This is a genomic window from Pedobacter montanisoli, assembly GCF_022809115.1.
Taxonomy (GTDB): domain Bacteria; phylum Bacteroidota; class Bacteroidia; order Sphingobacteriales; family Sphingobacteriaceae; genus Pedobacter; species Pedobacter montanisoli.
Genome location: NZ_JALGBH010000001.1, coordinates 1,574,432 through 1,587,229, shown reverse-complemented (window position 1 = coordinate 1,587,229; position 12,798 = coordinate 1,574,432). Strand labels below are relative to the sequence as shown.

Annotated in this window: 12 protein-coding genes; 9 read left to right on the top strand and 3 right to left on the bottom strand. The window is 33.5% G+C overall.

From position 1 onward, the window contains the following. Positions 1 to 43: 43 nt before the first annotated feature. The 3 genes from gap to MMF97_RS07035 all read right to left on the bottom strand — a co-directional run bounded on the left by gap (position 44) and on the right by MMF97_RS07035 (position 3,084). Positions 44 to 1,039, bottom strand: a complete 996-nt coding sequence (gene gap / locus MMF97_RS07045) for a type I glyceraldehyde-3-phosphate dehydrogenase (protein ID WP_243360912.1) — start codon at positions 1,037 to 1,039, stop codon at positions 44 to 46. Between the two features lie 57 nt (positions 1,040 to 1,096). Then, positions 1,097 to 2,224: an MraY family glycosyltransferase gene (locus tag MMF97_RS07040; protein ID WP_243360910.1), complete on the bottom strand. Its 1,128-nt coding sequence runs from the start codon at positions 2,222 to 2,224 to the stop codon at positions 1,097 to 1,099. Between the two features lie 116 nt (positions 2,225 to 2,340). Further along, a complete protein-coding gene (locus tag MMF97_RS07035; RefSeq protein ID WP_243360907.1) occupies positions 2,341 to 3,084 on the bottom strand; it encodes a glycosyltransferase family 2 protein in 744 nt (247 codons plus the stop codon). Between the two features lie 145 nt (positions 3,085 to 3,229). Here MMF97_RS07035 and MMF97_RS07030 point away from each other — a divergent pair, with 145 nt between their 5' ends. The 9 genes from MMF97_RS07030 to MMF97_RS06990 all read left to right on the top strand — a co-directional run bounded on the left by MMF97_RS07030 (position 3,230) and on the right by MMF97_RS06990 (position 12,749). Next, positions 3,230 to 4,024: a polysaccharide biosynthesis/export family protein gene (locus MMF97_RS07030; RefSeq protein WP_243360905.1), complete on the top strand. Its 795-nt coding sequence runs from the start codon at positions 3,230 to 3,232 to the stop codon at positions 4,022 to 4,024. Further along, positions 4,024 to 6,426, top strand: coding sequence for a GumC family protein (locus MMF97_RS07025; RefSeq protein ID WP_243360903.1), 2,403 nt, complete (start codon positions 4,024 to 4,026; stop codon positions 6,424 to 6,426). The genes MMF97_RS07030 and MMF97_RS07025 overlap by 1 nt, the downstream gene beginning before the upstream one ends. Before the next feature lie 6 nt (positions 6,427 to 6,432). Further along, on the top strand, positions 6,433 to 6,939 hold the full coding sequence (locus MMF97_RS07020) for a UpxY family transcription antiterminator (protein ID WP_243360902.1): 507 nt from the start codon (positions 6,433 to 6,435) through the stop codon (positions 6,937 to 6,939). A gap of 135 nt (positions 6,940 to 7,074) precedes the next feature. Next, the gene (locus MMF97_RS07015; protein WP_243360901.1) at positions 7,075 to 8,178 is read left to right on the top strand and encodes a glycosyltransferase family 4 protein; all 1,104 of its coding nucleotides are present in this window, start codon (positions 7,075 to 7,077) and stop codon (positions 8,176 to 8,178) included. 11 nt (positions 8,179 to 8,189) lie between these two features. Continuing rightward, on the top strand, positions 8,190 to 9,044 hold the full coding sequence (locus tag MMF97_RS07010) for an ABC transporter permease (RefSeq protein WP_243360899.1): 855 nt from the start codon (positions 8,190 to 8,192) through the stop codon (positions 9,042 to 9,044). Next, positions 9,045 to 9,878 (top strand): glycosyltransferase family 2 protein, encoded by an 834-nt coding sequence (locus tag MMF97_RS07005; protein WP_243360897.1) that lies wholly within the window; start codon positions 9,045 to 9,047, stop codon positions 9,876 to 9,878. 3 nt (positions 9,879 to 9,881) lie between these two features. Further along, the gene (locus tag MMF97_RS07000; RefSeq protein ID WP_243360895.1) at positions 9,882 to 10,649 is read left to right on the top strand and encodes a glycosyltransferase family 2 protein; all 768 of its coding nucleotides are present in this window, start codon (positions 9,882 to 9,884) and stop codon (positions 10,647 to 10,649) included. A 5-nt stretch (positions 10,650 to 10,654) separates the two neighbouring features. Continuing rightward, on the top strand, positions 10,655 to 11,920 hold the full coding sequence (locus MMF97_RS06995) for an ABC transporter ATP-binding protein (protein ID WP_243360893.1): 1,266 nt from the start codon (positions 10,655 to 10,657) through the stop codon (positions 11,918 to 11,920). Further along, positions 11,913 to 12,749, top strand: coding sequence for an FkbM family methyltransferase (locus MMF97_RS06990; RefSeq protein ID WP_243360891.1), 837 nt, complete (start codon positions 11,913 to 11,915; stop codon positions 12,747 to 12,749). Before MMF97_RS06995 ends, MMF97_RS06990 begins: the two co-directional genes overlap by 8 nt. Positions 12,750 to 12,798: the final 49 nt, after the last annotated feature.

Below are 12,798 nucleotides of genomic sequence, written 5' to 3'. Positions count from 1 at the left end.
ATTTAATCTGAGATGATTTCGAAGCCTAAAATTCTGTTAAAATTTAACCATAATTAAGGCTCATCTTTTTTACAACATCTATTAATCTGTTTGAATAGCCCGATTCATTATCATACCAACCTACTACCTTTACCAAATTACCTACAACTGATGTAAGCTGCGCATCAAACACACAAGAATATGGATTATTGATAATATCTACTGAAACAATAGGGTCTTCTGTATAATACAAAACATTTTTAAGTACTGTTTGTGCTGCTGTTCTAAATGCCTCATTAATTTCCTGAACTGATGTTGTTTTTTTTAGGGTACAGGTAAAATCAGTTAACGATCCATTTAAAACAGGAACTCTTATACCAGCTCCTCCTAATTTGCCTTCAAGTTCAGGAAAAACATAAGTAATGGCTTTCGCGGCTCCTGTTGTAGTGGGTATAATTGAAGAACTTGCGGCTCTTGCTCTTCTTAGATCTTTATGGGGTGCATCATGCAGATTTTGATCTCCCGTCATAGAATGAACAGTAGTGATATAGCCATCGTTAATTCCCCAATTATCGTTTAATATTTTAACCAATGGGGCTACATTATTGGTAGTACAGCTAGCATTAGAGATAATAGGTGCCGTAAAATCAATTGTGTTTTCATTTACACCGAAAACCACCATAGGAATATCTCCATTACCTGCGGGTGCCGATATCAGCACCTGTTTAGCTCCGGCCGCCAAATGTTTTTCAGCTCCTTCTTTATTGGCAAATTTTCCTGTGCTTTCTAAAACAACGTCAATATTTAATGCCTTCCAAGGAAGCAAAGCAGGATCTTTCTGAGCTATTACCCTGATTTCCTTACCATTAATAATTAAGCTATCCGAAGTATAAGAAACTTCCCCGTCAAATCCCCCGTGAACAGAATCATATTTGAAGAGATGAGACAGTGTTTTTGGCTCTGTTAAATCGTTAATAACTGAAACATCTAATTGATGCTTTAAGGCATTTCTTAAAAAAGTTCGGCCAATTCTACCAAATCCATTTATAGCTAAATTCATAACACAAAGCTACTTATTTAAGTATAAACGATTTATTTTTTTTCTAAATAATGAAAGTTATATTGCATTGATTGTATCTTTTAAAAACACATCTGCCAAGGTGTAATTTTTAGATCTTTTTTTCCCTTTTAAATAGGTTAAAGCAATATTAAATATGACACAAATTCCAATCTGCAAAATAATAAGAACAAAGTTTCCGAGCTTTTGCAGCAATAATGTAGAGAATATTGTAAGTAAGTTAAATACAACCAATAAAACAACAACTTGTTTATGACCTAGTCCGTATTTTAAAAGACGATGGTGAATATGATTTCTATCTCCTTTAAAAGGTGATCTCTTATTAATAACACGTATAAAAAATATCCTCAACGAATCAAAAACCGGAATAATTAGGATAGCTACAGCAACCGCCGGTGCAGAAAAAACTATAGGATGAGGATTTATTCCGATCTTATTCAGCTCTATGAATTTAATAGCCAAAACCACAGATACCACTCCTATAATTAATGAACCCGTATCGCCCATAAAAATTTTTGCTGGCGAAAAGTTAAAAAACAGAAAACCGATGATTGAACCTAATAAAGCAAAAGAGATAAATGCATAGGCCATTTCTCCCGCTAAGGCAAACAAAAAGCCAAAACTAAAACATACAATAGCACCGATCGTTCCTGCCAGTCCATCAACCCCATCTATTAAATTAAAAGCGTTAATAATGAAAATAATCAGCGCAACAGAAAATAATCCACCTGCAAGAGGATGAACATTCCAAAGCCCAAACACTCCATATAAACTACTTAATCTGAATCCTCCAAATATAACAAGGATAAATGCCACCAATATTTGAAGCAGGAATTTAGTACGTGCGCCCACACCATATATATCATCTTTAATACCAACCGCAAATAGTATAATGCATGAACTTAATAAGAAATTAGCTTCCTGGTAATTAACTACATTAGCAAACATTAATACTGTTATGGTAAAAGCGCAAAAGATACCTATTCCTCCTAAACGGGATATATCATGTTTATGTTCTTTACGATGTAAGTCTGATTTATCAAAGATATTGAGCCTATTGGCTGCATGTATAATTGAAGGGATAACGCTTATCACTACTACAAATGACAAAACAATTACAGCCACGTAATACGCCAGTGGGTAGTCTATAAATAGTTGTTTTAACATGTTGAGTAGTAAGGTTTAAGCGATCAAAAATAAAAGTTATTTACAACATTTAATATTTAATTACAAAATAAGCCATTTAACATTGAGCCGACTATACCTATTTATAGGTATTTATATTAAAAAAACTGTCTGATCTTTCTTGCTTTTTTTAACATTAGAGCAAGTATAGCGGCTTTAACCTCATTGTGTTTCAGAGCCTTATAATCATTTAAAAAAGCCTTGTAACGTTGAGACATATTTCTATTGCTCATTCCCCCTGTACGCATATTAACCATTAGTTTATTGAGGTATTGTACGTTAATGCGGTTTTTATAAAGCAACCGCAGCATAAATTCATAATCAGCCGCAGAACCAAAAGTTAATGAATAAGAACCAAAAGTTTGAAATACTGAACGTTTTAGATACAGTGTAGGATGAGCTGGCATCCAGCCCCATGCTAGATCTTTGGGATTAGAAGATGTGGACTTCCATTTTCGTATAACTCTTTGTGTATTATTTTTATCTACATAATTCAGATCGCCATATACCCCATCAGTATTAGTTTCTCTAAATAAGTTTGCCACAGCAGAAATCACATCTTTTCCTGCAAGCATATCATCAGCATTTAAAATTCCAACAATTTCTCCCGTGGCCATTTCTATGCCTTTATTTAAGGCATCGTACATACCCTTATCAGGCTCTGAAATTAAAATACTAATCTGTTCTTTGTATTGTTGGGCTATTTCAAAACTATCATCAGTTGAATTTCCGTCTATCAATATATATTCAATGTTTTTATAATCCTGCTCAATTACTGATTCGATACAGTATTGAAGATATTGCCGGGCATTATAAACCACTGTTATAATTGTAATCTTCATAATGAAAGCTACCTAAATTTCCTTAAGAGCGCCTGTAAAACTAAGGATTAATTCAAAGAAAGCCAACATAATATAACGTATACTGTTTTTAAATATTTCCTGATAAATTATAAAAAAGTAGTATTTTGCGAACTATTTCAAACAAATGATACACAACAGATTATTAAGAAGAATTTTTATTGTAAACCTGTTTTGTCTGTTTTTTTTAAGCTCGTGTTCATTTAAAAATAGGTTAGCTATTTTAAAGACACCTTTTGATGCCGATACAATTAAAAATGTAATGGTTGTCAATGATCACAACGAAACAGAAACTATCTATAATCTTATCAAGCCCGAAGATGAGCTGGCCATTAGGAATTACCAGAATATGGACCTAATTACCAAACCATTAACAGGAACTACCAATGCATATCAAGGCAATTACATTACTTATAAGGTTAATCAGAATGGTGAAGTGAGCATGCCTAAAATAGGATGGATTAAAGTAGCAGGTTTGACCAGAAATCAGGCTGCTAAACTCATACAACAAGCTTATGAGAAAGACGAGCTAAATGCCCCCTTAATTGATGTGCGTATTGTAAATGCTTATATTGTTCTATTAGGTGAGGTTGGTAAACAGGGTAAATACATTATTGATCGTGAAGATTATGAACTAATTGATTTATTAGGAGATGCTGGTGGATTATTACCAAGCGCAAACCGTAAAATGGTTCGTATTTTTAGGGGAAGCAGAGAAAATCCGGAAATTATCTTAGTTAATCTGAACGATTATGATTTTATTAAAAACCCTAAGTTAAAATTAAAGGCAAAAGATATTGTGTATGTAGAGCCAAGAAGTGCTTTTGCTAATAGTCAAAATCTTCAATCTTACAATCTCTTCATACAAACAGGTTTGATTGTTATTAACACTTTACTTATTATCTATAATCTCGCTAAATAATGGAACAGGTGCCAAACAAACAGGTTCAACAGGAGATTGATTACGTAAAGATTTTAAAGATAGTATTCAGTCGCTGGTATTGGGTAGCCAGTACAATTATTATAGCACTGCTTATTGGTTATGTTTACTTATGGTACACTCCTGATAAGTACAGTACTTCTGCTTCATTAAAATTTGAAGAAAAGCGTTCAGAAATATCTGAACTTTTAAACGTAAGGAACATATACGACCGTACAAATAAAATGCAGTCTGAACAATTTGTAATTCGTTCGAGACCTGTATTAATTAACGCCATTTCTAATATTGATTACAAAATATCTTTTTTCCTGAAAGGGCGTGTAAGAACTACTGATATTTATCCTCAGAAGCCTTTAAAAATCGATATTATTGAACAGGATAGCCTAGGCTTTACCCGTTCTTTATTTGATTATGAGGCCATATCCCCAGATAAGTTCACTTTAACTTATACGTATAATAACAAAGAGATTAATAAAACCTATTCTATTAATCAAATCATTAGTGTTCCGGGTATTAAGTTTAAAATCACTAACAGCACTTATAACGAAAAAAGCAACTCAGTTTATCAGTTTAAGTTTAACAGCAAAAATGATTTTTTAGGCCGGATTAACTGGGGTCTGAATATGAGTGAGACTAAAGGAACCAATATCTTAAGCCTTAGTCAGACAGACATCAACCCGTTTTTCGCTACTGATATTTTAAATGCTGTTTTAAAAGCATATGTAGATTACGACAGAAATCAGAAAACCATTTCTGCAACCCAGACTATACGCTTTATTGATACTCTCCAGTACAATATGTCTAAAGTAGTTAAATCATCTGGAACAGACCTGGAGCAATATAAAATCAACAATAAAATGCTTGACATCTCTACCACTAGTGCAGATGTAATGAATAAGCTAACCAAACTTGAAACCGACAAAAGTACATTGGCTCTTGAAGGGATTTTTATTGCTCAATTAGAAAAAGAAATTGTAAACAACAGAAATGCCAATATTATAAACAACAATTTGCAAGGCATTACAGACCCCATGCTAGAAGGTTTGTTACAACAGTATAATACACTTTTACAGAAAAAAGAAGAGGCTCTGCTTACTTATAAACCTTCTTCAGATTTTGTAAGCCAGTTAGATAAACAAATATTAGAAGTTAAATCAGCTTTTGTAACCAATGCCCGTAATCAGAGACAAAAAAATGATCGTTCAATCGCATTCCTTGATCAGCAAATAGCTGGGATTAAGCAAACCTTTAATACTATTCCAAAAGCCGAACGTGATTTAATTAATCTGCAATCTAATTTTGAGATCAACCAAAAGGTATATAGCTATCTTTCTGAGAAAAAATTAGAGGCACAAATCAGTAAAGCCGCAGTAACATCAGGAGCTACAATTGTAGATTTTGCTCAGATCAATACGCATGCCATAGAACCTGTTCCTCAAAAGATATACATCAATGCTTTAATTATCGGACTAATAGCAGGCATTAGTCTTATTTTTATTGTACGCATGCTTAATCCTTATATATATGATAAGGAAACTATTGAAAGCCTTACTAACATTCCTATTATTGGTGTAATCAGAAGATATCAGGATAAAATAGATGAGGATAACAAACAAATCTTATCTATAAAAAATCCCAAGTCCTTATTTGCAGAGTCTGTACGTTCTGTACGTACAAACCTGAGTTTTTTAGCTGCTGATAAAAAAAACAAGGTAGTTTGTATTACCTCCGAAATTTCGGGTGAAGGTAAATCATTTACTACTGTAAACCTGGCCAGTACTTTGTGCTTAATTGACAAGAAAGTAATTATTATAGCTGCCGATTTAAGAAAATCTAAACTACATCATACTTTTAAAGTAGATAATTTAAAAGGTTTAAGCTCCTACCTCTCAAATCAAACAGAACTTAGTAATGTGCTCTTTAAAACAGAAATAGAGGGCCTTAGTTTTATTCCTGCAGGCCCTGTTCCTCCAAACCCATCTGAATTACTTTATTCAGATAAAATGAAAGATCTTCTTGCTCAACTTACGCAAGAGTATGATTTTGTTTTTATTGACTCGGCTCCTGTTGGTCTCGTATCTGATGCGGTTCCTTTAATCAGAATGGCAGATATTAACCTGTTTGTTATCCGTTCAGGCGTATCCAGATATCACTCGGCCTCTGTTCCGGAAAGATTATCTAAAGAGTTTAACTTATCGAATATTGCTATTATATTAAATGCTTTTGATAACGATATTTTACATAGCAGATATTATACAACCAATTATAGTGGCAGTTATTACGCCAACTATTATTATTACTCTGATTACTCGTTGAAATCAGGTAAAAATGGTTATTATAGTGATGAATCGCATAAGAAATGGTGGGAATTTTGGAAAAAATAATCAATCATGATAGATAATTCTTATAAATGGTACCCTGTTTATACAAAGTCCAGAGCAGAAAAAAAAGCCTATCAAGAATTGCAAAAGAAGAATATTACGTGCTATTTACCTTTAAGAAGAGAGCTTAGGCAATGGAGTGATCGTAAAAAATGGGTAGAAGAACCTTTATTTAAATCATACGTCTTTGTACACATATCCAGCAAAGAATACCCTGAAGTTTTAATGACGCAAGGTATAAGTAGGTTTGTGTATTTCTCCAGTAAAATTGCTTCAATGCCCCAAAAACAAATTGAAGATTTAAAGTTATTACTGGCTAACGGCGACGAGTTAGAAATCATTGAACATGAAATTGAACCTGGCGAAAGAGTTCTCATTAATGCAGGACCTTTTAAAGGAATGATAGCTGAACTTGTTTCTATAAAAAATAAAAGAAGTTTAGTTTTAAAATTAGAAGCTTTAGGTTACGCAATACACATCAATACTTCAATGGCATATATTGAACCATTAGCATAGTATTGAAAATGCATAAAGAGAGATCTCCCATTTCAAAAAGTTTAGGTTTCTCTGTCTTATTAGTTTTGTAGGTCCCGGTAATATGCCATATGTGGGACTGAAAGGGCGAAGCTGTGCAAAGAAGTAAATAGTAAAATGAAAAATGTTCTTTTCTTAACATTAAAAACTTTCAGTTTTACAGGTGGAATAGAAAGAGCATGCAGGACTCTCATACGTGCCCTTTACTTAATTAAAGGTAACAACGTAAGTATTTGGTCCATGTATGATCATCAATCTGATTTAGACGACAGGTATTGTAACCAAGTCCTCTTTAAAGGTTTTGCTTCTCAGAAGCTAAGTTTTTCATTTTCGATTATAAAAAATGCTTTCAAGTTCGATCAAGTTATTTTAAGCCATATTAATCTCTTGATCTTTGGCCTTTTTATTAAGAAGCTAAAACCATCTGCTGAAATTATATTATGGGCTCATGGAGTAGAGGTATGGAGACCTTTATCATCATGGAAAAAAAGATTTTTACAACAAAATGCCACTATTTGGGCTGTAAGCAGTTATACCAAAGAACAACTTATGCTTCTGCATAACATTCCTGCATCATCTATTAAAGTGCTACATCACAGTATAGATCCTTTTTATCATATCCCTGCACATTTAGATAAACCAGCTCAATTGCTCAATACATGGAAGCTTAATCTTTCTTCTTATGTGTTTTTTACGCTTACCAGATTATCTTCTACCGAACATAAAAAGCATTATGATAGTGTAATCAGAGCTATTTCTCGCCTTAAAACAGAACATTCTGATGTTATGTATTTTATTGGAGGTAAAGCCAGTGATGATGAATATCTCAGATTAACCCATCTTATCAAAGAATGCAATGTACAGGATAACGTAAAATTATTGGGTTTTATCCCAGAAAATGAAATAACGACACATTACTTATTGGCTAACTGTTTTGTCCTTCCCAGTAAAAAAGAAGGCTTCGGAATTGTATTTACAGAAGCGGCAATAAGCGGGTGTCAGATTATAGGAGGTAATGCAGATGGCAGTACAGATGCTTTAATGAATGGAAAACTAGGGCAATTAGTGAACCCGGAGGATGAGCGTGAAATATATCAAGCGATGTACAACGCTATACAAAAAAACGATCATCAACGAGCAGAACAACAAAAATTAGCATTACAATATTTCAGTTTTGAAGTATTTAAAGAAAATACTCAACGGCTACTTAACGCTTCATAAGAAATACAATAATGAATCATCAGCAACATGATTGGACCATAGAGCCTCAAAGCTCGTTATTTGACTTAAAGCTTAAAGATACCTGGGCTTACCGCGATCTTTTATGGCTTTTAGTAAGAAGAGATTTTGTTTCTTTTTATAAACAGACTATTCTAGGCCCGTTATGGTTCTTTATTCAACCTTTGCTAACTACCATTATCTTTACGTTCGTATTTGGAAACTTAGCAGGAATTAGCACTGACGGATTGCCTAGGCCTTTGTTTTACATGGCTGGTATTACCGCCTGGAATTATTTTGCCGATTGTTTAACTAAAACATCCACTGTTTTTAAGGATAATGCCAACATCTTTGGAAAAGTATATTTTCCTCGTTTAATAATGCCATTAAGTATCGTAGTGAGTAATCTGGTACGATTTGGTGTACAGTTCTTACTGTTTTTAATGGTAATGGCTTATTATTATTTCATTGGAGCAAAATTTAGCATAACCTGGGCTATTGCATTATTTCCTGCAATAATTACCCTTATGGCCCTGTTAGGTTTAGGTTTAGGAATGATCATTTCTGCCTTGACAACGAAATACCGTGATTTAGCTTTTTTAGTAACCTTTGGAGTGCAATTACTAATGTATGCTACTACGGTAATTTATCCTTTAAGTACAGCCAAAAGCAATTATCCTGATTATGCATGGCTTATTGAATACAATCCTATGACTCCATTGATCGAAACATTCAGATATGGATTTTTAGGCCAGGGTACATTCTCTTGGTTTTATTTTGGATATACAGCCATTATAACCCTTGTTGTTCTGTTTTCAGGCATTATCATTTTTAATAAAGTAGAGAAAAACTTTGTAGATACTGTTTAAATGTCTCCGCTGTTCAGTGTACTTATTGCAAATTATAACAATGGCTTATACATTAAGCAATGTATTGACAGTATTCTGCAACAAGATTATTCTCGTATAGAAATCATTATTGTAGATGATGCCTCCACCGATAATTCACTTGAGATCATTACGCCTTACTTAAATCAATATGACCATATTAAGCTCTTTAAAAATGAAACTAATAAAGGTGTAGGTTATACCAAGAATTATTGTATTGCTAAGGCAAATGGCGATATATATGGTTTTGTTGATCCTGATGATACCATATCACCTGAAGCAATCAGTATAATGGTAAAAGCCCATCTGCAATATACACAGGCATCCTTAATCTATAGTAACTATTTTCTTTGCAATGCTGATCTTACTATAAAACAACTATGTAACTCAAATCAGGTTATAAATGGAGATCACCATTTTTTTAATGACACCAAAGAATATATAAGCCATTTTGCCACATTCAAGAAAAAATTTCTTGAGCAGACGCAGGGTATGAATCCTTCTTTAGAATATGCTGAGGACTTAGATTTGTATTTAAAACTTTATGATGTAGCACCATGTATTCATATCCCTCAACCACTTTACTATTACCGCATTCATAAAAATGGACTTTCATCGCTTAAAAACGGTAGTCGGTCTCAATATTGGCGATGGTTGGTAATGTCAAAACGGGCTGAGGAAAGAGGTATTAGTCTGGAACAAAAATTTTCTGATACCTTTATTAAGAAAGAAAGTATAAAATTTTACTTAAGCATTGACCAATTTATAAGAAAAAGCACCCTTTTTAAAGCAACAAAAAAGGTATTTAAACAATAGCAAATGCTTTTATCTATCATTACCGTAAACTTAAATAATGCTGAAGGTTTCTTAAATACTGCAAAAAGCATTGTTAACCAAACTACAAATCATTTTGAGTGGCTGGTAATTGATGGAGGCAGTACAGATGATAGTGTTAAACTTATTCAGTCATTTGAGCAATATACCAGCTACTGGATAAGTGAACCTGATAAGGGCATTTATCAGGCCATGAATAAAGGCATTGCACAAGCCAAAGGCGATTACCTGTTGTTTCTGAATAGCGGCGATGTTTTATATAATGAACATGTACTTGCAGAGCTTATTCCTATACTTCAGAAAGAAGGGGTTTATTATAGCAATGCGGCAAATCAAGGCTCACATACCGCAAAAATCAATACCATTAAATATCCAAAGCAATTAAGTAGTGACTTTTTTATTAAACGTTCTTTGAATCACCAAAACTGCATCATAAGTAGATCCTTATTTTTAAAATATGGTTTTTACGATGAAGGTTATCAAATATGCGCTGATTGGGATTTCACAGTACAACTCTTCATTAAGGGAGAAACATTTTCTTATATAGAAGATTTGATCATCAGTTGTTTCAATACAGATGGTGTTTCAAGTGATTATAAAACGGTAGCAAGGGAGCGAAAAGACATTATACAACAAAAATATCCTGCATATCAGTTGCAACACCAGCAATTATTAATTAAAAAAAACAGTTTGTTATTTCGGCTAAAAAATAAAATTAAACGAACGCTGTTATCTCGGTTTTCCATGCCTTAACCTCTATGCAGAATATTGCTATTAAAGTAGAAAATCTAAGCAAAGCATATCAGCTTGGAGAAATTGGTACCGGAACCATCAGTAAAGATTTAGCACGTTGGTATGCTCGCATACAAGGGAAAGAAGATCCTTTTCTTCGTATAGGAGAAACCCATGAAAGAGCAAACAAAAGAAATTTAGATGTTGTATGGTCACTAAAAGATATCAGTTTTGAAATAGAAAAAGGTGATACAGTAGGAATTATAGGTCGCAATGGAGCAGGTAAAAGTACTTTACTTAAAGTATTAAGCAGGGTTACCTCCCCTACTACAGGACGCATTACAGGTAAAGGTCGCATAGCGTCTTTGTTAGAAGTTGGAACCGGTTTTCATCCCGAACTGACTGGCCGAGAAAATATATACTTGAATGGCAGTATTTTGGGGATGCGTAAAAAAGAGATTGCCCGAAAGTTTGATGAGATTGTGGATTTTGCAGGGGTAGAAAGATATATAGATACGCCAGTAAAACGTTACTCGAGCGGAATGTATGTACGTTTGGCTTTTGCTGTAGCTGCACATCTGGAAAGTGAAATCCTCTTTGTTGATGAGGTGTTAGCTGTAGGAGATGCGGAATTTCAGCGGAAATGCTTAGGCAAGATGAATGAGGTAAGTAAAAGTGAAGGGAAAACAATTCTATTTGTGAGTCATAGCATGGATAGTATACATTCATTATGTCGTAAAAGTATTTTACTTAAACATGGACAGATGCACTGTTTCGATGCCTCTGAGAAAGTGATACCTCTTTATCTTAGCGACAATGAAGTTATGCCTAAAAAGAGCGGAACAGGAGAAATTAATGTAAGCTCTCTTACATTGAGGGATAAGAACGGAAACAATCTTGATTTTCTCAATGCCTATCAGGAAGTTTATCTGTCTTTAAACGTCCATTGTAAGGTTCCTGTTAAAGATGTGAGTTTTGCTTTATGCTTTAACAATATTCATAAATTAAGAGTATGCAGTTTATGGACAAATTTTACAGACAAAACTTACAATTTAGAACCTGGAGATTATACATTAATTTATAAAATACCAACATTAAATCTTATACCCGGTTCTTATGAACTGGTAACCTATATTGAAAGTAAAAGCCGTGTTATAGAACGTATTGATGATTTTAAGGAAATTACGGTTGGATTAAATCAGGATAGTCCAAAAAGGATAACAGAGCCTATAAGTACAACAGGTGTATATTGGCAGAACTTCACAGCCGAACTCCACAGAAATAATGCTTAAAAAATTATACAGAAAGATATCCAGGTTTTCTGTTCTTCATAAAAAGGCAATGCCTTATTGGTCTGAATGGGATCAAAGAATAGCGGATGTGATCTCTTCTGATGATAATCATTATATACCCAGGGTAACTAATGCAGGAAAAATATTTGATACCTATCAAATAATGCATAATGGTTTAAAAATAATTAAAGGAAGCTATTACGGAGAAGGGATAACCAAAATGCTTTTAGATAATAAAGGTGTTCATGAACCTCAGGAAGAAAAAGTATTTCAGCAAGTTCTAAAGACCCTGCCTCAAAATCCTGTAATGATAGAATTGGGATCATATTGGGCCTTTTATTCCATGTGGTTTTTACAACAATACCCAATGGGTAGATCTTACCTATTTGAACCCGATATCCAAAATCTGGAGTTTGGAATAAAAAATTTTGAACTCAATCATTTTAATGGGGATTTTACTCATGCTTTTATAGGAAAACAATTTCATAACAATATACCTCCTATTCTTACCATAGATCAGATTGTAGAAGAAAAGGAAATATCCTTTATAGACATATTGCATTGTGATATACAAGGTTATGAATTAGAAATGTTGATGGGGGCACAACACACAATTAAAGAACAAAAAGTAGGATATTTCTTTATTTCAACCCATTCAAATAAACTTCATAGAGATTGTTTAAACTTTTTAGAGAAGCAGGGGCTTATCATTGTATGCGAGTGTGATCTTAAACAAACCTATTCAGTAGATGGCTTAATTGTAGCTAAAAATCAAAGTTACAAAGGCATAGAAAACATAGAAATCAGCAAAAAAAGTGCCTTCAGTTAAGCGTTTTATTAAAAGATATATAGTTAAGCCTGTTTTTAACCAGCTTGGC